Raw genomic sequence first — 20,205 nt, 5'->3', positions numbered from 1 at the left:
GTCCTGAAGCCTGAAGCCCCTGGGGATTCCCGGGGGCTTCCGTCGTTCACGCGGAGCGGCCGCGTCAGATCCGGACGCCCCCGGCCCGCAGATACGCGAGCGGGTCTACGTCCGAGCCGAAGCCGGGTCCTGTCCGGATCTCGAAGTGCAGATGCGGGCCGGTGCTGTTGCCCGTGGACCCCGAGCGCGCGATGCGCTGCCCCGCGCCCACCTTCTGCCCGGCCTTCACGGTGAGCGCCGAGAGATGGCCGTACTGGGAGTACTTGCCGTCGGTGTGCCGGATCACCACTTCGTAGCCGTACGAGCCGCCCCAGCCGGAGGACACGACCGTGCCCGCGGCGACGGCCTTCACGGAAGTGCCGGTGGCCACGGCGAAGTCGACTCCCGTGTGGTAGCCCTTCGACCAGGAGCTGCCCGCGGCGCGGTAGGGGGTGCTCGGCGATGCGGCCACGGGTGCGGAGAAGCCCTGCCCGGCCTGCGCGGGCTTCGCCTTGTTCGGCTCGGCCTTGGGCTTCGGCTTCGGCTCCGCACGCTGCTTGGGCTCGGTCCGCTGCTTCGGCTCCGTGCGCGGCTTCGGCGTGGCCTCCGGCTTCCCGGCCCTCTTCTGCGCGGCCTGCAGCGCGAGCCGCTGGCCCGGCGTGATCAGGTCGGGGTCGCCGCCGATGGTCGAGCGGTTGGCCTCGTACAGCTGCCGCCAGCCGCCGCTCACCCGGCGCTCGTCGGCGATCCCGGAGAGCGTGTCGCCGCGTACGACCGTGTACATCTGGCCGCGGCCCGCGGTGGACTGCGGAGTCACCTCCGGCTTGACGTCCTTGACCTCGCGCTGGGGGGCCTTGGGCGCCGCCTTCTTGGGCGCGCTCATCGGCGTGATGTCGGGCGCGTCACCGCCCCGCGTCAGGCCCGCCCGCTCCGAGCAGACCGGCCAGGCCTGCGGGCCCTGTGCCTTGAGGACCTTCTCGGCGACGGCTATCTGCTGGTCCTTGGTGGCGCGGTCGGCACGCGGGGCGTAGACCGTGCCGCCGTACGCCTCCCAGGTGGACTGCTTGAACTGGAGGCCGCCGTAGTAACCATTGCCGGTGTTGATGCTCCAGTTGTTGGTGGACTCGCAGGCGGCGACCTTGTTCCAGGTGTCGACGTCTGCCGCCTCCGCCGTGCCCGTGCCCATCAGCGGAAGCGCCATTCCGGCGCCTCCCGCCGTGACGGTCAGCGACGCACGGTTGATCCGGTTCGGCTGATACCGGCGGTGCCGACCGCGTAAGGCCATGAGAGCTCCCTCAGTCACACACATCACAGTCACGTCGGACACACGACAAGGCGGCAAGTTAGCCGGTCCGACCGAGCCGTGACAAGGGTGTGCGACCGAGGGAACGCCCGACCGGTCAGCCCTTCAAGTGCGCCGGGATCCACTGGAGTTGGACACTCTGCTGGTAGGGGCCGCCGCCCTCGTGATCGTTGAAGGAGTACACCTCCATCGAACGCTCCGCCCCCGCATAGGAGTTGCAGGCGGCGAACACGGTGGACGGCGGGCACGTCATGTCCTCGAGAGCCGCCGAGAAGAGTGCGGGCGCCGTGCCCCGCGCCGCGAAGTGCACGCCGTCGAAGTAGGAGAGCGTACGGAAGACGCGCTCCTCGACGCCGCGCCTCGCCTTCATGTAGAGCGCGATCTCCCGGTACGGCGGCCGGTCGGTGAGGGTCGTGGCCCGCGGGAAGTCGCACAGGAACGGCACGTCGGCCGCGATCGCCGCCAGGTCGTGGACGAGTCCGCCGACGGCGAGCGTGATACCGCCGCCCTGGCTGCCGCCGACCGCCGCGACGAGCGAGGAGTCGACCAGCGGATGCGCGCGGGCCGCCTCGACGGCCCGTACGCCGTCGGTGAAGACGCGCCGGTAGTAGTACTCGTGAGGATCCTCGATGCCGCGCGTCATATAGCCGGGGTAGGCGGGCCCGCTGCCGACCGGGTCGGGGGTGTCGCCCGCCGAACCGCCGCTGCCCTGCCCCCGGGTGTCCATCACGAAGTGCGCGAAGCCGGCCGCCGACCACAGCAGACGCTCGTGCGGGAGGCCGCGCCCGCCGCCGTATCCGATGTACTCGACGACGGCGGGAAGCGGCTCGGTCGTCCCGGCGGGCAGAATCAGCCAGCCCTTGACCGGGTGCCCGCCGAACCCCGCGAACGTCACGTCGAAGACGTCGACCGTGCTCAGGTGCGCGTCGACGGGAACGAAGCGGGCGTCCAGGTCGTGCTCGCGTGCGGCCGAAAGGGTCTTCTCCCAGAACGCGTCGAAATCCTCGGGCTCGTTCGCTTCGGGCCGGTAGCGGCGCAGTTCGTCGAGCGGCATGTCGAAATGGGGCACGGGCGGCTCCTCCGTCGGACACAGTGTCGTCAATGTCACGCTACGCCGCGGGGCGATACTGGCGAACACCACCGGCACTTCCACTTCCAGGAGCCACGGCATGAGCAGCACGTCAGCCCAGATCGGTGTCACGGGCCTCGCGGTCATGGGGCGCAATCTGGCACGTAACTTCGCACGCAACGGCTACACCGTCGCCCTGCACAACCGCACGGCGGCCAAGACCCATTCACTGGTCGCGGAGTTCGGCCACGAGGGCGAGTTCATCGCCACCGAGACCGCCAAGGAGTTCGTCGCGGCCCTTGAGCGCCCGCGCCGCCTCGTCATCATGGTGAAGGCGGGCGAGCCCACCGACGCCGTCATCAAGGAGTTCGCGCCGCTCATGGAGCCGGGCGACATGATCATCGATGGCGGCAACGCGCACTTCGCGGACACCCGGCGCCGCGAGCGTGAACTGCGCGAGCAGGACATCCACTTCGTCGGCACGGGTGTCTCGGGCGGCGAGGAGGGCGCGCTGCTCGGCCCGAGCATCATGCCGGGCGGCTCCGAGGAGTCGTACGCCTCTCTCGGCCCGATGCTGGAGAAGATCTCCGCGAAGGCCGAGGACGGCTCGCCGTGCGTCACGCACGTCGGCCCTGACGGCGCGGGGCACTTCGTGAAGATGGTGCACAACGGCATCGAGTACGCGGACATGCAGCTGATCGCCGAGGCGTATCAGCTCCTGCGCGATGTGGCGGGCTACTCCCCCGCGCAGATCGCGGACATCTTCCGCACCTGGAACACCGGCCGCCTCGACTCCTACCTGATCGAGATCACGGCGGAGGTCCTGAAGCACGTGGACGCCGCGACGGGCGAGCCGTTCGTGGACGTCGTCCAGGACCGGGCCGAGCAGAAGGGCACCGGCCGCTGGACCGTGCAGATCGCCCTCGACCTGGGCGTTCCGGTGTCGGGTATCGCGGAGGCGGTGTTCGCCCGCTCCCTCTCGGGCCACTCCGAACTGCGGGACGCGTCAAAGGAGTTGGCGGGCCCGACGGCGCGTCCGCTGGGCGAGGCCGAGGCGGCGGCCTTCGCCGACCAGGTGGAGCAGGCGCTGTACGCGTCGAAGATCGTGTCGTACACGCAGGGCTTCCACGAGGTCGCCGCGGGCAGCGAGGAGTACGGCTGGGACATCGACCTGGGCGCGGTCGCCGCCATCTGGCGCGGCGGCTGCATCATCCGCGCCGCCTTCCTGGACCGCATCCGCGCGGCGTACGACGCGCGCGCGGATCTGCCGAGCCTGCTCTCGGACAAGACGTTCGCGCAGGAGATCGGTGCGGCCCAGGACGACTGGCGCGCGGTCCTGGTCGCGGCCACCCGGCAGGGTGTCCCCACGCCGGGCTTCTCGGCGGCCCTCGCCTACTACGACGCGCTGCGCGCGGACCGGCTTCCGGCCGCGCTGACGCAGGGGCAGCGGGACTACTTCGGGGCGCACACCTATCGGCGTACGGACCGCGAGGGCTCGTTCCACACGCTGTGGGGCGGGGACCGCTCGGAAGTGCGGGCCTAGGGCCTGTCCGACCCTGATCCGCCGACACCCTGATCCGCCGACAGGCCTTAGGGCCTGTCGGCCTCCCCTGCCGTCAGACCGGCTTCGGCTCGGTCTCGGGCTCCGGTCCCGGCGGCGGGAGCGGGGTCGGCGGCGGGTCCGGCGTGGGGCGCGGCACGGGGCCGGGACCCGGGCCGGGTGTGGGGCGCTCGGGGTCAGGCATCGGGTTGGGTCCGCCCGGGTCGGGGATCGGGCTGGGTGGCGTGGGGTCGGGGTACGGGACGGTCATGTCTCCTCCATCGGGTCGGAGATCGGTCGTGTCCACTCTCTCCCGCCTCGCGTGCCCACGCCTGCCGAGTCCACGCGTCCTCGTGCCGTCCGACCTCAGTTCCGGGTGCGCCTGAGCCGCATGACGGGGATGTCGCGATCCGTCTTGGCCTGGTAGTCCGCATAGAGGGGGAACAGCTCGACGAGGCTCGGCCAGACCCTGGCCTTGTCCTCCGCCGACAGGGTCTCGGCGCGGGCGGCGAACCGCTCCTCGGTGCCTACGCGGAGCTGTACGTCGGGCTCGTCGACGAGGTTGCGGTACCACAGGGGGTGCTCGTCGGCGCCGCCGTTCGAGGCCACGACGAGGTAGTCGTCGCCGTCGCGGCCGTAGATCAGTACGGTGCGGCGCAGCTGCCCCGTTCGGCGTCCGCGGTAGTCGAGCAGCAGGCAGGGAACCCCCTGCACCCCGGCGCCCTTCGTGCCGCCCGACTCCTCGTAGAGGCGGGCCTGCGCGGCCACCCAGCCGGTGGGACTGATCACGGCTTCTTCGTCCTGCTGCGCCATGTCCGCTCCTGTGAGGTGTGCGGTCGAAGGGGTACGCGGGAGTCGAGCGGCCACTCAACTCCCGCTGTCACCCTACGACTTGCTGCCGCCACCGCACCGGAGAACAGCCGCGCGAAGGCCGGGGCGCGGGCTGGAGATGACCGGTACGGGGAGGGCGGCGCGGTCCGCCGCGTCCGCCATGGACGCCTGGGCGAGGACGACGGAATCCACGCCTTGCAGGGCATCGACGGCATCCGCGATCAGGCGTACGTGGCCTTCCCTGTCACCCGCCTCGAATCGCTCCCAGGCGCCTTCCACCAGGACCGTCGTGACGTCGACGGACCGCCCGGCGCGGGCGGCCTCCTCCTCGACCAGCGCGCGGGTCGGCGCCAGGGTGCTCTCCAGCGTGGCGACGACGGCGACGGACCGCCCAGCGGCGACGGCGGCGGCCGCCATGGGCCGGTCGACCCGCACGAGGGGGACGCCGACGGCGGCGGCGCGGGCTTCGGTGACAGCGCCGATGGTCGAGCAGGTGCAGAGCACGACGCCCGCCCCCTCGGCGACGGCCCGCACCAGGAGCTCCTGGACGTCGTCGGCCACCGCGTCGGGACCCTCGGCACGGGCCCGCGCGAGCAGGTCCTCGTGGACGAGATGACGCAGCTCGAACCCCGGATGATCCTCATCCCGCAGCCCTTCGAAGACGGGGACGTGCACGGGAGAGGTGTGCAGCAGGGCGAGCGTCGCGTTCACCATGCGGCCGGGTCCGACTTCACCTTGTCCAGGGCGGCGCTGACCAGCTCCCCGGAGGCTACGGGCGCCTCCTCGGGGTGCCGCTCGGCCCACTTCACGACGTACGGGCACAGGGGCGCGACGGCGACGCCTTCCCGCGCCGCCATCGCGTACAGCTCCCTGGCAAGGGATCCCGCGATGCCCTCGCCCTCGTGGGCGGGCACCACTTCGGTGTGCACCGGCACCAGGGCGGACTCGGGTGCGTCCAGCGTGAAGTAGACGATCTGGCCGACGACTTCGCCGTCCGCGCGCGCTTCGAGGGCGCCGCGCGCCCGGTCGTCGCGGATCTCGATCCCACTGCTCATCGGCTCTCCTGAAGGGCTTGCACCGCATGCGGGCTGCGCGCCATGTCGTCGGCGCCAGGCACCGGCGCCGCCGCGTCGTCACCGAGGGCCACGATGCGGTTGACCGCGCCGTCGACGTCGTCGACGTGCACGACCTTGGGCCGCAGGGTGCGTGCCTCGGCGTCGTCGACCTGGGCGTAGCTGATGATGATCACCTTATCGCCGGGGTGCACGAGGTGCGCGGCCGCTCCGTTGATGCCGATGACGCCGCTGCCGCGTTCGCCCTCGATGGTGTACGTCTCCAGTCGGGCGCCGTTGCTGATGTCGACGATGTGCACGAGCTCACCGGGCAGCAGGTCGGCGGCGTCGAGAAGGTCGGCGTCGATGGTGACGGAGCCTACGTAGTGCAGGTTCGCCTGGGTCACCGTGGCGCGGTGGATCTTGGACTTGAACATGGTGCGCAGCATGAGGCACTCCGGGAGGTAGGCTCCCTGCCCGCGTTATTGCAGGTCAAGGGCTGTCCTCGCAGCCTACAAATGTTTCCGCGTCCGGCCCAGGGGCAGTGGCCGGGGAATTTTGTGAGACCGGTTGCTCGAGACCGGTCAGGATTCAAGAAGCGCCGGTCACCGGCCCGCGCCTAGCGTGAGTTCCATGACTTCCACGACTTCCACTACTTCCATCGAATGCATCACCCTTGAGGTGGCCGACCCCTCGGCCGCCGAACGCTTCTACTCGGACGCCTTCGGGCTGGACAAGCAGGTACGCCTGCGGGCCTCGGAGGCGGAGAGCTCCGGTTTCCGGGGGTTCACGGTGTCGCTCGTGGTCTCGCAGCCATCGATCGTCGACGGTCTGGCCGGCGCCGCGCTGAAGGCCGGGGCCACCGAGCTCAAGCCCGCCAAGAAGTCCATGTGGGGCTACGGCGGCGTCGTACAGGCCCCTGACGGGACGATCTGGCAGCTCGCGAGCTCGTCGAAGAAGGACACCGGCCCGGACAGCCGGCAGATCGACGAGATCGTCCTGCTGCTCGGCGTCTCCGACATGGCCGCGACGAAGCGGTTCTACGTCGACCGCGGCCTCACGGTCGCGAAGAGCTTCGGCAGCAAGTACGTCGAGTTCGACGGTTCGGGGGGTGCCGTCAAGCTGTCGCTGTACGGGCGTCGCGGCCTTGCCAAGGTGGCGGGTGTCCCGCCGGAGGGCAGCGGGTCGCACCGGCTCACGATCGGCGGCGACGCCGGGACCTTCACCGACCCGGACGGGTTCGTGTGGGAGCCGGCGGTGTGAGGTTCCGCCCCAGGCAGTCGGTCACCTCGGTCAGTCGCTGTGCAGCGCCGCCCGTAGCTCGTCGTCCGCGGACCTCCTCACCGCTCTCCCCTCCTGCCGCGCGGACGTGGTGTCGATGACCACCTCGTGCACGGTTCCCCGCCAGGGGAACGGGGGGCGGTAGCACTCCGCGTCGACCGAAAGCCCCCGGTCGTGGCCGATGCGCAGCCCCGCGCCCCCGTGCTGGAAGGTGTACGGGAAGGGGCCCCCGAGCGCGGCGGTCGCCACGTCCTCGCCGTCCACGCGGAGGCTGAATCTCCCGTGGCCCGCTTTCTGGTGCCCCGCGTCGAACCGCACACCCACCCGGTGCCGGCCCGCGGTGAGCCGCTCGGTCGCCGCCAGTCGGTCCAGGTCCCCGGCACGGGAGCAGGCGAAGGTGAGGCGGCCGTCCCGGGCGTAGAGGACGAATCCGCCGTTGAGGTCGCCGAGCCCGCACAGCACCCCGGAGGCCACCGTGCCGTCCGGGACCTCTGCGTCGACCGTCAGGGTGAACCCGCCGAAGAGCAGGGGCAGCGCCTCGTCGTGGACAGGGGCGCCGCCCGGCACGTAGACCGCGCGGGCGGGCGGCGGCCAGGCGGGCGGGATCATCGCGGTGAGGCGTTCCTGCATGCGGTCGTCCAGGGGCAGCACGTGGTTGCGTGCGGCCTCCTCGTCCCACAGCGCGGCCAGCTTCCGTACGACGTCGGGGTGCTGATCCGCCACATCGCGCGCCTCCGCGAAGTCGTCCGCCAGGCGGAAGAGTGACCAGCGGTCCGCCGCGAAGTCGCGGCTGCCGGGCAGGAGGCGTTCCTCGTCCGCGACCCCGGAGGAGACGTGGTCGGTGGTCGCCTTCCACTCGCCGTGCACGAGCGAGCGGGAGCCCAGCATCTCGAAGTACTGGGTGGGGGTGGGAAGTTGATGGCGTGGGTCGTCCAGGACCGGCAGCAGGCTGCGGCCGTCTACGGGCTGCTGGGGCACACCGTCGACCTCCGTGGGCGCCCGGACCCCACACGCGTCGAGGATCGTCGGCATGAGATCGACCGCGTGCGCGAACCCGGAGCGGATGGCGCCCGCGTCCCGGACGCGGCGCGGCCAGTGGGCGATGAGCGGGGCGCGGGTGCCGCCCAGCCAGGTGTAGCGCTTCCACAGCCGCAGCGGAGTGTTGCCCGCCCACGCCCAGCCCCAGGCGTAGTGCGGATAGGTCGCGGGGCCTCCCCAGTCGTCGAGCGCGGCGAGGTTGCGGGCGGCGCTGTCGCCCGAACGGGCCGTGAACCGGTGTTCGTTGAGGGTGCCGAGGCTGCCGCCCTCCGCGCTTGCCCCGTTGTCGGAGAGGATCAGGACGAGGGTGTTGTCGAGGCGTCCGATGCGGCGCAGGAAGTCAGTGAGGCGGCCTATCTGGGCGTCGGTGTGGGTGAGGAACCCCGCGAACACCTCCTGCATGCGAGCGAAGGTCCGTCGCTCGTCCCCGTGCAGCTCCCGCCAGTCCTGGATCCAGGGCGGGCGGGGCGAGAGCTCCGTGCCCTCCGGCACGACACCGATGGCGGTCTGCCGGGCGAACGTCTCCTCGCGCCAACGCTCCCAGCCCTGGTCGTACCGGCCCCGGTAGCGGTCGCTCCAGGCGCGGGGCACGTGGTGCGGGGCGTGCGTCGCGCCGAGCGGGAAGTAGAGGAAGTACGGCTTGTCGGGGGTGGCCTGTTTCTGGTCGAGGATCATGCGGATCGCCGAGTCGGCCAGGTCCTCGCTGAGGTGGTAGCCGTCGTCGGGGCCCGCCGGGGGCTCGGTGTAGTGGTTGTCGCGTACGAGGTGCGGGGCGTAGTGGTTGGTGTCGCCTTGCAGGAATCCGTAGAAGCGCTCGAAGCCGTAGCCGAGCGGCCAGCGGTCGAACGGCCCCGACGCGGTGCGCTCCCAGCGGGGGGTCAGGTGCCACTTGCCGACGGCGAGCGTGGAGTAGCCCGCGTCGCGCAGCACGCGGGGCAATGGGGCGGCGGACTTCGGCAGCCGCGCGGTGTAGCCGGGGTGTGCGATCGGCAGGTCGACGAGGAAGCCCATGCCGACGGCGTGGTGATTGCGGCCCGTCAGCACACTGGCGCGGGTCGGGGAGCACATCGCGGTGACGTGGAAGCGGTTGAAGCGCACCCCGTCGGCGGCGAGGCGGTCCATGTGGGGTGTGGCCATGTCCGAGCCGTAGCAGCCGAGTTGGGCGAATCCCAGGTCGTCGAGGACGATGACGACGACGTCCGGGGCGCCCGGGGCGGGGCGTGGATCGGCCGGGTGGATGGGGTCGGGCATCGGTCCCTCCGATTCACGCGGGGGTGGGTGGCCAGGGGCGCCCCAGCACGGCGCTTGTCGCGGGGCTGATGGGCGCCGTGAGGACGGCGACGGCGGCGTCGACGAGGTTCGCGACGAGCAGGTCCGTGCGGGGTCCCGGGCGGGCCGCGCCGTACTGGAGGGCGCGTTCGTGGTCGGCGAGCGTGTGCAGGGTGAGCCCGACGAAGACGCGCCACCGGTCGGCGCGGACCGGGCCGGGGAGCTCGGCGAGGCACGTGTCGATGCGGGAGTACAGGTCGTGGAGCGCACGGGTCCAGGTCTCGGCCGCCAGGTCGTAGGGGGCGATGTCCTCGACGTACAGGGCCTGCGCGACGAAGCGGAGGAAGTAGCTGGGCGGTGCGGGCGGTGTGCTTCGCCCGGGCGCGGCCCGGGTCAACCGGTCGGCCATGGGGCGTACGAACACCTCGACGAGGCCGCGCAGTTCCTTGCCGCGGCCTTCCGCGTCGAGCGCGGCCAAGCGGCGCAGCTGCCCTTCGTTCGTCGGCCCGAGCCGGTGGGCGTACACGGCGGTGACCAGGCCGCGCTTGTCCCCGAAGTGGTAGGCGACGGCCGAGGTGTTGCGCTGTCCGGCCGCCGCGGCGATCTCGCGCAGTGACACCGCGTGGATGCCGCGTTCGGCGAACAGCCGCTCCGCGGTCTCGATGAGCCGGACCCGGGTGGAGCCGGGGCCCTTGTGGGGATCGGTCACGTCGGCCAGTGTGTGGGCCTTGCCCCTTCAACGCAAGTGCGTTAGAACCTGAACTCCCAGTGTGAGCAGGCTGGTTGAGCCGACGAGCGGTGGTGCGACCCGAGCCATGCCCTCTCCCCCTCCCTCCCCCTCACCCCGCGGCGCCCCGCTGCCCGACGACCTCTCCCCGGCCTCGTACGCCCTCCTGCTCGTCCCGCTCGTCCTGCTCACGGAGGTCACCGCCCTCGAACTCACCCTGATCTACCCGGTGTTGCCGCTGATGTCCGACGCGTTCGACACGCCATCCATCGGCTGGACACTGACCGTGGTGAGCCTGACGGGCGTGGTGGCGCAGCCGCTGCTCGGGCGGGTCGCCGACGCCATCGGCAAGAAGCGGATGATCCTGTACGCGGCCGGGTGCTTCGCCGCCGGTTCGCTGATCTGCGCGCTCGCGTCGTCGTACGCCGTGCTGCTCGCCGGCCGGGCCGTGCAGGGCACCTGTCTGGTGATGGCACCGGCGGCGTACGGCCTGATCCGTGACATCTTCCCGGCGCGGGTGGTCCCGGTGGCGCTCGGCGCGGTCACCACGGGCATCGGCCTGAGCGCGATCATCGGCCCGCTGACCGGCGGCGCGCTTGGCCAGGCCTTCGGCTACCGCGCGGTGTTCTGGTTCGCCCTCGCCTACGTCGTCGTCCTCACGCCCTGGTTCGCGCGCGCCCTGCCCGAGTCGCCGGTCCGCCGAACTGCCGCCGACCGGCGCGGTGTCGACGCGGCGGGCGGCCTGCTCCTCGGCACGGGCGCGGGCGGGCTGCTGCTGTTCATCGGCCAGGGCGGCGGCTGGGGCTGGGCCTCGGCGCCCACGCTGGCCACCCTGGGCTGCTCATCGCTCCTGCTCGCAGGCTTCGTACGACGTGAACTGCGCACCCCGGACCCGCTGATCGACCTGCGGCTCCTGACGGGGCCCGCGCTGCGCTGGACGCTGACGGCGGCGTTCGCGGGAGCCTTCGCGATCGGCGGGACGGCATTCGCGATGCCGATGCTGGTCCAGACACCGTCGTCGCTCGGCTACGGCTTCGGGATGAGCATCGTCGGCGCTGCGGTGTTCCTGGTGCCGCAGGGCCTCATCGGCGCGGCCTGCGGGCCGCTCGGCGGGCTCCTCGCCCGGCGCCGCGGCCCCCGCCACACGCTCCTGGTCGCCCTCGCCGGACTGACCGGCGCGACCCTCACCCTGGCGCTGCTGCACACCGCGCTGTGGCAACTCCTCCTCGCCGCGCTGTTCATGGGCATGGGATTCGGCTGCTTCTTCGTCGGCGTCTCGAACCTGGTCGTGGAGGCGGTGCCGCCCGAGCGCACGGCGGTGGGCGCGGGCCTGATGGGCGTGGCCAACAACCTGGGCCAGGCGACGGGCGTGACGCTCCTCGGAGCGATTCTCGCCCGGCACGTGGTGGACGACTCGGACGAGGACCGGATCCTGTACGCGGAGACCGGCTACGCGCTCGCGTTCGGTCTCGCCGCGGCGGTCGCGTTCGCGGGACTCATGGTGGCGGCGGCGATGCGGCACGGCCGCGCTCCGGCTTCGGGCGGAATGCTGCGGCTCGTGGGCGGGGAACAAGAAGGGGTCCCGTCCCGTCGTGGACCGACGGAACGGGACCGGAGAAGCCGGAGATGAGCCACGCTCCTACGCCGCCAGCGCCTCCTCCTCCGCCTTCCCCGCGAACTGGGTGCGGTACAGCTCCGCGTACCGGCCCCCCACCACGAGCAGTTCCTCGTGCGTCCCGCGCTCCACGATCCGCCCGGCCTCGACGACGAGGATCTGGTCGGCGGTCCGCACCGTGGAGAGCCGGTGCGCGATGACGATCGCGGTGCGGCCCTCCAGCGCCTCGGCGAGCGCTTCCTGGACCGCCGCCTCCGAGGTGTTGTCGAGGTGCGCCGTGGCCTCGTCGAGGATGACCACCCGCTGCTGGGCGAGCAGCAGCCGGGCGATGGTCATCCGCTGGCGCTCGCCGCCGGAGAGGCGGTAGCCGCGCTCGCCGACCACGGTGTCGAGGCCGTCGGGCAGGGAGCGTACGAGGGCTTCGAGGCGGGCCCTGCGCAGGACGTCCCACAGGTCGTCCTCGGTGGCTTCGGGGCGGGCGAGCAGCAGGTTGGCGCGGACCGACTCGTGGAAGAGGTGGCCGTCCTGGGTGACCATGCCGAGGGTCTTGCGCATGGACGCCGCGGAGAGGTCGCGGACGTCGACCCCGCCGATGCGCACGGCCCCGCCGTCCGCGTCGTACAGCCGGGGAAGCAGTTGCGCGATCGTCGACTTGCCCGCGCCCGACGATCCGACGAGCGCGACGGTCTGGCCCGGCTCGGCGCGGAAGGAGAGGCCGTGCAGGACTTCTTCGCCGCCCCGGGTGTCGAGGGACGCGACCTCTTCGAGTGAGGCAAGGGAGACCTTGTCGGCGGACGGGTAGCCGAAGCGGACGTCGTCGAACTCCACCGCCACCGGTCCTGAGGGCACCTCACGTGCGTCCGGCTTCTCGTCGATCAGCGGCTTCAGGTCGAGGACCTCGAAGACCCGCTCGAAGCTGACGAGCGCGCTCATGACCTCGACACGTGCTCCGGCCAGGGAGGTCAGCGGTGCGTAGAGGCGGGTCAGGAGCAGGGCGAGGGACACGATGGCGCCCGCTTCCAGGCTGCCGTTCAGGGCGAAGTAGCCGCCGAGGCCGTAGACGAGGGCCAGCGCGAGGGCCGAGACCAGCGTGAGCGCGGTGATGAACGTGGACTGTGCCATGGCCGTGCGGACACCGATGTCCCGCACCCGCCGGGCCCGCGTGGCGAACTCCTCGGACTCGGCGCCGGGACGCCCGAAGAGCTTGATGAGGGTTGCGCCCGGAGCGGAGAAGCGCTCGGTCATGCGTGTGCCCATGGCCGCGTTGTGGTGTGCGGCCTCGCGCTGGAGCTTCGCCATGCGGGAGCCCATGCGGCGGGCGGGGATGATGAAGACGGGAAGCAGGATCAGCGCGAGGAGCGTGATCTGCCAGGAGAGCTTGAGCATCACGGCCAGGGTCAGGAGCAGCGTGACCACGTTGCCGACGACGCCGGAGAGCGTGTTGCTGAACGCGCGCTGGGCGCCGATCACGTCGTTGTTGAGGCGGCTGACGAGCGCGCCGGTGCGGGTACGGGTGAAGAAGGCGACGGGCATGCGCTGTACGTGGTCGAAGACGGCCGTCCGCAGGTCGAGGATGAGCCCCTCCCCCAGGTTCGCCGAGAGCCAGCGGCCCAGGAGGCCGAAGGCGGCCTCGGCGACGGCGATGACGGCGATGAGCAGGGCGTACCGGACGACGAGCGAGGAGTCGCCGTCCGAGACGATCACGTCCACGACGCTGCCGGCCAGGACAGGGGTCGCCACCGCGAGAAGTGCGGTGATGATGCTCAGGAGAACGAAGTAGACGATGCGGCGTTTGTGCGGGCGGGCGAAGGTCCCGATGCGGCGCAAGGTGGCGCGGGCGAAGGGACGGCGGTCCTGCTCGGCGTTCATCACGCTGTGCAGCTGGGTCCAGGCTGTCGTTTCCATGCTCATGAGAGGAACGTAGAACCTCAAGCTTCCTTGAGGTCAAGCCCCTGGGGTCACATCACCGAAACGAGTCTCCCGCGCGTCCCTGTCCCATCCCTTGACCCGCATGTAACAGGAACGTACTTTCGCTTCAACTCTTGTGGCCAACACAGAGATTGTCGACTTCCTGATGCGAGAAGGCGAACACATGCGAGAGCTACGAAGGCGTACTCTGCTGTCCGCGATCGGCGGCACAGCCGTCGCCGGAGGCGGCCTCACCGCCGCGGGCACCGGGACCGCCCAGGCCGCGCCGCAACGCCCGAGCCCCACGAGCCCCCTCCATCCGAAGATCCAGCAGCTGCTCGACCGTATGACTGTCGAAGAGAAGCTCGGTCAGCTTCAGCAACTCCCCTGGGCCGTAAGCACCGGCCCCGGCGGCAGCGAGACGAAGGACGTCGAGGACGCGGCGCGCGCCGGACGGCTCGGATCGGTCCTGAACATCTTCGGTGCCAAGAGCAGCAACGCCCTGCAGCGCATCGCGGTGGAGGAGTCCCGGCTCGGCATTCCGCTGCTCTTCGGCCTCGACGTCATCCATGGCCTGTGGACCACGTTCCCGATCCCCCTCGCCCAGGCGTCGAGCTTCGACCCGGAGGTCGGCAGGCGGGACGCCGAGGTGTCGGCGAAGGAGTCCCGCTCGAACGGCGTGCACTGGACGTTCTCGCCGATGATGGACGTCACGCACGAGCCGCGCTGGGGCCGGATCGCCGAGGGCTGCGGCGAGGATCCGTACCTCACGACGGCGTTCGCGGTGGCCAAGGTGGAGGGCTACCAGGGCGAGAAGGGTTCGGGGCTCGGCGCCAAGGACCGGATCGCCGCCTGCGCCAAGCACTTCGTCGCGTACGGCGGGGCCGAGGGCGGCCGGGACTACAACACGGTCGACGTGTCGGAGTCGCGCCTGCGCAATCACTATCTGCCGCCGTTCAAGGCCGCGTTGGACGCGGGCGTGGCCACGGTGATGGCCTCCTTCAACACCATCAGCGGCGTCCCGGCCCACGGCAACTCCCACATGCTCACCGACGTACTGAGCAGGGAGTGGGGCTTCGAGGGCTTCGTCGTCAGCGACTGGAACGGCGTCGACGAACTCGTCGCGCACGGCTTCGCCGAGGACGGCGCCGACGCGGCCCGTCTCGCACTGAACGCCGGCGTCGACATGGAGATGGCGAGCACGGACCTGGCCAAGCACGGCAAGAAGCTGCTGCGCGGCGGCAGGATCAGCGAGCAGCGCCTCGACGAGGCGGTCTCGCGCATCCTGCGCCTGAAGTTCACGCTCGGGCTCTTCGACCATCCGTACGTCGACGAGGGCGCCGCCATCGACAAGCCGTCCGCCGAGGCCCGCGAAGCGGCCCGCGAGACCGCCGCCCGCTCGATGGTGCTCCTGAAGAACGACGGCAAGGCGCTCCCGCTCAAGAAGTCCACCGGGTCGATCGCGGTCGTCGGGCCGTTCGGCGACTCCGACGACCTGCTCGGCACGTGGACGTTCCCCGGCGCGGCGAAGAACTTCCCCTCGGGCAAGGTCCTCGCCGCGGTGAAGGCCGCGGCCCCGCGGGCGAAGGTGACGTACGCGAAGGGCGTCGACCCCGAGGGCAAGGACACCAGCGGCATCCCGGCGGCGGTCTCCGCGGCCAAGGGCGCGGACGTCACCGTCGTCGTGGTCGGCGAGCCCCCGGCGATGAGCGGCGAGGCTGCCGCGCGCGGCGACATCAGCCTGCCGGGCGGGCAGGAGAAGCTGATCGAGGCGATCGCCGCGACGGGCAAACCGTTCGTGGTGGTCCTGGTCAACGGGCGCCCGCTGACCGTCGGCGACTGGCTGAAGTCCGCGCCCGCCGTCCTCGAGGCCTGGCACCCGGGGCTCGAAGCAGGCAACGCGATCGCCGACGTGCTGTTCGGCGAGGTCAATCCGGGCGGCAAGCTGCCCGTCTCGTTCCCGCGGACTGTCGGCCAGATCCCCGTCCACTACAACCACGAGTCGACGGGCCGCCCCTACAACGCGGACAACAAGTACACGTCCAAGTACCTCGACCTGCCCCCTGACCCGCAGTTCGCCTTCGGCCACGGGCTCTCCTACACGTCCTTCGAGATCGGCGAGCCGAAGCTGAGCCGCGACCGCGTGCCGGCGCGGGCCCTGCGCGAGGGCGACACCCTGGAGGTCTCGGTCACCGTCCGCAACACGGGCGACCGCACGGGGGATGAGGTCGTCCAGCTGTACGTCCACGACATCGCGGCGAGCATCACGCAGCCGGTGCGCAAGCTGCGCGGATTCCGCAGGGTGACGCTGAAGGCCGGCAAGTCGAAGACCGTCCGCTTCCAGCTCGGCGCCGACGACTTCGGGTTCTGGACGAACGCGGAGAGCGGCGAATTCCGTGTCGAGGAGGGGGCGGTGGACCTCTACGTCGGCAACAGCTCCGAGGCCGAGGCGAAGAAGAGGCTGACGATCACGTAGGGCCCCTAGGGGGAGGCGCGCGTGGCGCGAGGGCCGGGTCCGGGTGGGCCCGGCCCTCGCGGGTCAGCCGAGTTCGAGCGTGGTCACGCCGAAGACCCGCTCCTGGGCCATCTCCCGCACCGGGCCGGTATACATCCGGGCGGTCGGGAACGTGGGCTTCATGCCGCGCGCCTCTGCCAGGGCCACGGCATGGGGCTGGGTCTCGGGGACATCGATGACGACGGTCGCGCCGTCCGCTTCCGCCGTCAGCGCGTCGAAGAGCTCCTCCGCGTCGGCGCGCGAGTCCGCGAACAGGGGCCCGATGCGCAGGGCGCCGTGGGCCGGGCGGAGCACACCGTAGCCAGTGATCGTGCCGTCGACGATCCGGGCGAGTGCGCGGTGCCCCGGAGCGGTCAGCCAGGACTCAAGGAAGCGCGGGCGGTCGGCCGGATAGCTCGCGGCGTCGTACGCGGTGATCGCCCGCAGGCCCGCGGCCTCCACCGGCAGGACCCGTGCGGCTCCTGGGACACCTCCGGGCACGGGGCCGACGTACCGGATGGTGCGGTGGGCGAGCTCGAAGCCCGAGCGGCGGTAGTTGTCCTGCTGGGCGACCACGCCGTCGAGGCCGACGGTGCGCTTTCCCGCGTGGGCGAGAGCCTTCCGCCAGGTGGCGAGTCCGTAGCCGAGGCCGCGCACGTCGGGGCGGACGAGGTAGAAGCCCAGGAAGGCGTACACGTCGTCGTAGTTCACGACCGAGATCGCGGAGACCGGCTCACCGTCGACGCGGCCGATGAAGAATCCGTCGGGGTCCTGCGCGAAGAAGGACGGGGCGTCCCGCAGACCTGGATTCCAGCCCTCGTCCGCCGCCCATCCGCTGACGACCTGCCAGTCGTCGAGCGTCGCCCGCGAGATGGTGAGCCGCCCAGGGTCCGAATCCGTCATCGCTGCACCCTTCGTCCGGCGGCCGCTCTCACCGGCCGCACCGGAACCATCCTGCCCGACTCCCCGCCCCGTCACCCGAGCCATAAGCGCTCCTTTCAGGGGCACTTGGCTCCGGTATTGGGATGATTTGAGCCTGATATCTGCTGTGGACGGATTTCCCGGCCGAGCACTGGAAGGGTGGTACGCGGGTGCGAGGCCAACTGTTCGTTCATTTCCGGCCTTTTCTCAACTATCCCTGAAAAACGACCACTTGCGGCCACGGAACAACGCGAAGACGATCGGCGCCGGATGCCGTCACGGCTGCCAGGAAAAACCGTTCTTCCAGGAGGTTCCAGTGAACGACCGGCTCGCACTCGGCCCGGATGCCGCACGGCAACTGGCGACAACGACCAAGACCACCCCGCAGATGCGCGGCATCACCCCGCGCTATCTGCTGCGCGCCCTGCCCTGGGTGGACGTCGAGTCGGGCACCTACCGGGTGAACCGCCGCAGGACGTTCGTGCTCGGAGACGACCGCATCACCACGTATGAGGAGAGCGGCTCGCAGCGCGTCGTGCCCGGCGACCTACGCGAGATCTCCTACCTCCGTGACGCCGACGACGCGGCGCTCGCGGAGCTGGCCGGCGCCTTCACCGAGGTCACCTTCGATGCCGGGCAGGTCCTCGCCCAGGAGGGCGACACCGCCGACCGGCTGTGGGTGATCGTGCGGGGCAGGGCCGAGAAGCGGGTGACCGGGCGGTACGGCGAGGACGCGCTGCTCGAAGTCATCGGCGACGGCCAGTTCTTCGACCTCGGCGCGTGGACCCGCACCGAGGAGATGCCCTACCGCGTCAAGGCGCTCACCCCGGGTGTGGCGCTCTGCGCGGACCGCAGCGCGCTCGCGGGGATAGCCGACCGGGACGAGGCGCTGGGGGGTGCGATCACCGCGTACTGCGAGGGGGACACCATGGCGCCCGGCACCGAGGTGCCGGTGGATCTGACCGCGGGGCATGTCGGGGAGCCGGATCTGCCGGGGACGTTCGTCGACTACGAGGACGCGCCGCGCGAGTACCACATGACGCTCGCGCAGACGGTGCTCCGCGTGCACACACGGGTCGCCGACCTCTACAACGGGCCCATCGACCAGACCCGCGCACAGTCCAACCTCACCATCGCGGCGCTGCGGGAACGGCAGGAGTCCTCGCTCCTCAACCACCCGGAGCACGGCCTGTTCCACAACGTCTCCGCCGGGCAGCGGGTCCAGTCGCGCACCGGCGCCCCCACCCCCGACGACCTGGACGAGCTCCTGACGCGGGTCTGGAAGCAGCCCGGCTTCTTCCTGGCGCACCCCAGGGCGATCGCCGCCTTCGGCCGGGAATGTACGCGGCGTGGCGTTCCCCCGGTGACGGACACCCGTTTCGGCAGCCCGCTCCTGACCTGGCGCGGTGTTCCGCTGCTTCCGTCGGACAAGGTGCGGTTCTCGGGCGGCATGGGTGCCGGACTCGGCACGACCGAGATTCTGCTGATGCGGACGGGCGAGGCCGAGCAGGGCGTGGTCGGCCTGCGTCCCGCGGGCGTCGCGGACGAGGTCGAGCCGGGCCTGTCCATGCGGAACATGGGCGTCGACCAGAAGGGCATCACGTCGTACCTGATGACGGCGTACTTCAACACCGCGGTACTGGTCGAGGACGCCATCGCCGTCCTGCAGAACGTCGAGGTGTCCAACTACCATGACTATTCCTGACCTTACGGCGCGAGGGGCGGGCGTCGCACCGGGGCTGCTGGGCGGCACCCCGGGGCTGCCGGTGAGTGCTCCGGGGCTGCCGACGAGCGGCACGGAGCTGCCGGCGAGCGTCCCGGAGCTGCCGACGGGCGTCCCGGGCGCGGGCTCGCTCCCGCAGCTCCAACCCCCGGGGTTCTCCCCCGAGTCGGCCCGCCAGGACATCCCGATCCTGCACCGCACCGTCAACGGCCACCCCCTCGTGTGGCTCGACAACGGCGCCACCACGCAGAAGCCGCGCCAGGTCATCGAGGCACTCGGCGCCTTCTACGGCTCCGCGAACTCCAACATCCACCGGGGCGCGCACACCATGGCGCGCGAGGCGACCCAGATGTACGAGGCGGGGCGGGCAGCCGTCGCCGAGTTCCTCGGGGCGGGGTCGCCGGACGACATCGTCTTCGTACGCGGCACGACCGAGGCCATCAACCTCGTCGCCCAGAGCTGGGGGCGGGCCAACCTCGGCCCCGGGGACGACATTCTGGTGGCCACCCTCGAACACCACTCGGACATCGTGCCGTGGCAGCTGATCGCGAAGGAGACCCGCGCCCGGGTCGTGCCGATCCCCCTCACCCCCGAGGGCGCCATCGACCAGGACGCGTACGCCGATCTCCTCTCGTCCCGCACGCAACTCGTCGCCGTCAGCCACGCGTCGAACGTGCTCGGCACCGTCCCGCCCGTGAAGGAGATGACCGCCCTCGCGCACCGGTACGGCGCGAAGGTCCTGGTGGACGGGGCGCAGGCGGTCGCGCACTTCCCGGTCGACGTACAGGATCTGGACGCCGACTTCTACGCCTTCTCGGGGCACAAGCTCTTCGCCCCGACCGGCATCGGCGCGCTCTACGCGAAGCCGGAGATCCTGGAGTCCATGCGGCCGTGGCAGGGCGGCGGCAACATGATCGAGTCCGTCGACTTCGCGCGGACCACGTTCGCGCCGGTCCCGCACCTCCTGGAAGCCGGCACGGGCCACATCTCGGGCGTGGTCGGCCTCCTTGCCGCGCTGAACTGGTTCACGTCCTTCGACCGGAACTCCGTCGCCGCGTACGAGACCTCGCTCATGACGTACGCGCAACAGGCCCTGTCCACGGTGCCCGGCCTGGAGGTCCTCGGTTCGGCGCCCGAGCGGATCGCGGTCCTCACGTTCACCCTCGCGGGCCATGATCCGGCGGGCATCGCGGACTGGCTCGACCGCGACGGCATCGCCATCCGCGCGGGCCACCACTGCGCCCAGCCCGCGCTCGCCCACTACGGCCTGGAGTCGGCAGCCCGCGCCTCACTCGCCCTCTACAACACGTCGGAGGAGGTGGATCAGCTGGTGGCGTCCCTGCGACGGCTTCAGGATGCGCCGAAGACGGCCGGGTGACGGCTGACGGACGAGAAGGCGTCGGGGGTCCCGTTTCCCGTGGGGCATGGTCGGATAGGCGTACATCGACTGAGCTT

17 protein-coding genes are annotated in these 20,205 nt (G+C 71.2%); 6 read left to right on the top strand and 11 right to left on the bottom strand.

Annotation, left to right across the window (positions count from 1 at the left end; all coding sequences use genetic code 11):
* Positions 1 to 64 precede the first annotated feature (64 nt).
* Both ACWGI2_RS06125 and ACWGI2_RS06120 read right to left on the bottom strand, forming a co-directional pair.
* A complete protein-coding gene (locus tag ACWGI2_RS06125) occupies positions 65 to 1,264 on the bottom strand; it encodes a transglycosylase family protein (protein ID WP_453694278.1) in 1,200 nt (399 codons plus the stop codon).
* A 115-nt stretch (positions 1,265 to 1,379) separates the two neighbouring features.
* The gene (locus tag ACWGI2_RS06120; RefSeq protein ID WP_453694277.1) at positions 1,380 to 2,351 is read right to left on the bottom strand and encodes an acetylxylan esterase; all 972 of its coding nucleotides are present in this window, start codon (positions 2,349 to 2,351) and stop codon (positions 1,380 to 1,382) included.
* Positions 2,352 to 2,451: 100 nt separating this feature from the next.
* Between ACWGI2_RS06120 and gndA the strand changes: the two genes are divergently transcribed.
* On the top strand, positions 2,452 to 3,894 hold the full coding sequence (gndA, locus tag ACWGI2_RS06115) for an NADP-dependent phosphogluconate dehydrogenase (RefSeq protein ID WP_453694276.1): 1,443 nt from the start codon (positions 2,452 to 2,454) through the stop codon (positions 3,892 to 3,894).
* A gap of 73 nt (positions 3,895 to 3,967) precedes the next feature.
* Here gndA and ACWGI2_RS06110 read toward each other — a convergent pair whose 3' ends face one another.
* From ACWGI2_RS06110 to panD, 5 genes are all read right to left on the bottom strand, one after another.
* On the bottom strand, positions 3,968 to 4,162 hold the full coding sequence (locus tag ACWGI2_RS06110; protein ID WP_399393755.1) for a hypothetical protein: 195 nt from the start codon (positions 4,160 to 4,162) through the stop codon (positions 3,968 to 3,970).
* A gap of 95 nt (positions 4,163 to 4,257) precedes the next feature.
* Positions 4,258 to 4,704, bottom strand: a complete 447-nt coding sequence (locus ACWGI2_RS06105; RefSeq protein WP_453394843.1) for a nitroreductase family deazaflavin-dependent oxidoreductase — start codon at positions 4,702 to 4,704, stop codon at positions 4,258 to 4,260.
* Positions 4,705 to 4,776: 72 nt separating this feature from the next.
* A complete protein-coding gene (locus tag ACWGI2_RS06100; RefSeq protein WP_453694275.1) occupies positions 4,777 to 5,436 on the bottom strand; it encodes an aspartate/glutamate racemase family protein in 660 nt (219 codons plus the stop codon).
* Positions 5,430 to 5,777, bottom strand: a complete 348-nt coding sequence (locus tag ACWGI2_RS06095) for a GNAT family N-acetyltransferase (protein WP_453694274.1) — start codon at positions 5,775 to 5,777, stop codon at positions 5,430 to 5,432. Before ACWGI2_RS06095 ends, ACWGI2_RS06100 begins: the two co-directional genes overlap by 7 nt.
* Positions 5,774 to 6,223 (bottom strand): aspartate 1-decarboxylase, encoded by a 450-nt coding sequence (gene panD / locus ACWGI2_RS06090; protein WP_453694273.1) that lies wholly within the window; start codon positions 6,221 to 6,223, stop codon positions 5,774 to 5,776. Before panD ends, ACWGI2_RS06095 begins: the two co-directional genes overlap by 4 nt.
* A gap of 184 nt (positions 6,224 to 6,407) precedes the next feature.
* On the opposite strand from panD, the gene ACWGI2_RS06085 reads away from it, so the two are divergent.
* The gene (locus tag ACWGI2_RS06085; RefSeq protein WP_453694272.1) at positions 6,408 to 7,037 is read left to right on the top strand and encodes a glyoxalase; all 630 of its coding nucleotides are present in this window, start codon (positions 6,408 to 6,410) and stop codon (positions 7,035 to 7,037) included.
* Between the two features lie 30 nt (positions 7,038 to 7,067).
* Here ACWGI2_RS06085 and ACWGI2_RS06080 read toward each other — a convergent pair whose 3' ends face one another.
* Together ACWGI2_RS06080 and ACWGI2_RS06075 are read right to left on the bottom strand one after the other, a co-directional pair.
* Complete coding sequence (locus ACWGI2_RS06080) at positions 7,068 to 9,344, bottom strand: sulfatase-like hydrolase/transferase (RefSeq protein ID WP_453694271.1); 2,277 nt, start codon at positions 9,342 to 9,344, stop codon at positions 7,068 to 7,070.
* 13 nt (positions 9,345 to 9,357) lie between these two features.
* Positions 9,358 to 10,071, bottom strand: a complete 714-nt coding sequence (locus ACWGI2_RS06075) for a TetR/AcrR family transcriptional regulator (protein WP_453694270.1) — start codon at positions 10,069 to 10,071, stop codon at positions 9,358 to 9,360.
* 106 nt (positions 10,072 to 10,177) lie between these two features.
* Here ACWGI2_RS06075 and ACWGI2_RS06070 point away from each other — a divergent pair, with 106 nt between their 5' ends.
* Complete coding sequence (locus ACWGI2_RS06070; protein WP_453694269.1) at positions 10,178 to 11,719, top strand: MFS transporter; 1,542 nt, start codon at positions 10,178 to 10,180, stop codon at positions 11,717 to 11,719.
* A 9-nt stretch (positions 11,720 to 11,728) separates the two neighbouring features.
* Here ACWGI2_RS06070 and ACWGI2_RS06065 read toward each other — a convergent pair whose 3' ends face one another.
* The gene (locus ACWGI2_RS06065) at positions 11,729 to 13,615 is read right to left on the bottom strand and encodes an ABC transporter ATP-binding protein (RefSeq protein ID WP_453694268.1); all 1,887 of its coding nucleotides are present in this window, start codon (positions 13,613 to 13,615) and stop codon (positions 11,729 to 11,731) included.
* Between the two features lie 343 nt (positions 13,616 to 13,958).
* Between ACWGI2_RS06065 and ACWGI2_RS06060 the strand changes: the two genes are divergently transcribed.
* Positions 13,959 to 16,088 carry a glycoside hydrolase family 3 N-terminal domain-containing protein gene (locus tag ACWGI2_RS06060; protein ID WP_453694671.1) on the top strand — a complete coding sequence of 710 codons (2,130 nt, stop codon included), beginning with the start codon at positions 13,959 to 13,961 and terminating at the stop codon, positions 16,086 to 16,088.
* A 63-nt stretch (positions 16,089 to 16,151) separates the two neighbouring features.
* On the opposite strand, the gene ACWGI2_RS06055 is transcribed toward ACWGI2_RS06060, so the two are convergent.
* On the bottom strand, positions 16,152 to 17,009 hold the full coding sequence (locus tag ACWGI2_RS06055) for a GNAT family N-acetyltransferase (protein WP_453694267.1): 858 nt from the start codon (positions 17,007 to 17,009) through the stop codon (positions 16,152 to 16,154).
* Between the two features lie 334 nt (positions 17,010 to 17,343).
* Between ACWGI2_RS06055 and ACWGI2_RS06050 the strand changes: the two genes are divergently transcribed.
* Entirely contained in the window at positions 17,344 to 18,732 is a 1,389-nt protein-coding gene (locus ACWGI2_RS06050; protein ID WP_453694266.1) for a family 2B encapsulin nanocompartment shell protein, read from the top strand.
* On the top strand, positions 18,719 to 20,128 hold the full coding sequence (locus tag ACWGI2_RS06045) for a SufS family cysteine desulfurase (protein WP_453694265.1): 1,410 nt from the start codon (positions 18,719 to 18,721) through the stop codon (positions 20,126 to 20,128). Before ACWGI2_RS06050 ends, ACWGI2_RS06045 begins: the two co-directional genes overlap by 14 nt.
* The last annotated feature ends 77 nt before the right edge of the window (positions 20,129 to 20,205 follow it).

The sequence above is a fragment of the Streptomyces sp. NPDC054866 genome (genome assembly GCF_053610745.1).
Note: the sequence above shows the minus strand (reverse complement) of the source record. Positions and strands in the feature narration are given on the sequence as shown.

What these genes read in the sequence shown, in the direction of transcription:
- ACWGI2_RS06125 (WP_453694278.1), bottom strand. Translation starts at nt 1,264, where the DNA reads ATGGCCTTACGCGGTCGGCACCGCCGGTATCAGCCGAACCGGATCAAC.
- gndA (WP_453694276.1), top strand. Translation starts at nt 2,452, where the DNA reads ATGAGCAGCACGTCAGCCCAGATCGGTGTCACGGGCCTCGCGGTCATG.
- ACWGI2_RS06110 (WP_399393755.1), bottom strand. Translation starts at nt 4,162, where the DNA reads ATGACCGTCCCGTACCCCGACCCCACGCCACCCAGCCCGATCCCCGAC.
- ACWGI2_RS06105 (WP_453394843.1), bottom strand. Translation starts at nt 4,704, where the DNA reads ATGGCGCAGCAGGACGAAGAAGCCGTGATCAGTCCCACCGGCTGGGTG.
- ACWGI2_RS06100 (WP_453694275.1), bottom strand. Translation starts at nt 5,436, where the DNA reads ATGGTGAACGCGACGCTCGCCCTGCTGCACACCTCTCCCGTGCACGTC.
- ACWGI2_RS06095 (WP_453694274.1), bottom strand. Translation starts at nt 5,777, where the DNA reads ATGAGCAGTGGGATCGAGATCCGCGACGACCGGGCGCGCGGCGCCCTC.
- panD (WP_453694273.1), bottom strand. Translation starts at nt 6,223, where the DNA reads ATGCTGCGCACCATGTTCAAGTCCAAGATCCACCGCGCCACGGTGACC.
- ACWGI2_RS06085 (WP_453694272.1), top strand. Translation starts at nt 6,408, where the DNA reads ATGACTTCCACGACTTCCACTACTTCCATCGAATGCATCACCCTTGAG.
- ACWGI2_RS06080 (WP_453694271.1), bottom strand. Translation starts at nt 9,344, where the DNA reads ATGCCCGACCCCATCCACCCGGCCGATCCACGCCCCGCCCCGGGCGCC.
- ACWGI2_RS06070 (WP_453694269.1), top strand. Translation starts at nt 10,178, where the DNA reads ATGCCCTCTCCCCCTCCCTCCCCCTCACCCCGCGGCGCCCCGCTGCCC.
- ACWGI2_RS06065 (WP_453694268.1), bottom strand. Translation starts at nt 13,615, where the DNA reads ATGAGCATGGAAACGACAGCCTGGACCCAGCTGCACAGCGTGATGAAC.
- ACWGI2_RS06060 (WP_453694671.1), top strand. Translation starts at nt 13,959, where the DNA reads ATGACTGTCGAAGAGAAGCTCGGTCAGCTTCAGCAACTCCCCTGGGCC.
- ACWGI2_RS06055 (WP_453694267.1), bottom strand. Translation starts at nt 17,009, where the DNA reads ATGACGGATTCGGACCCTGGGCGGCTCACCATCTCGCGGGCGACGCTC.
- ACWGI2_RS06045 (WP_453694265.1), top strand. Translation starts at nt 18,719, where the DNA reads ATGACTATTCCTGACCTTACGGCGCGAGGGGCGGGCGTCGCACCGGGG.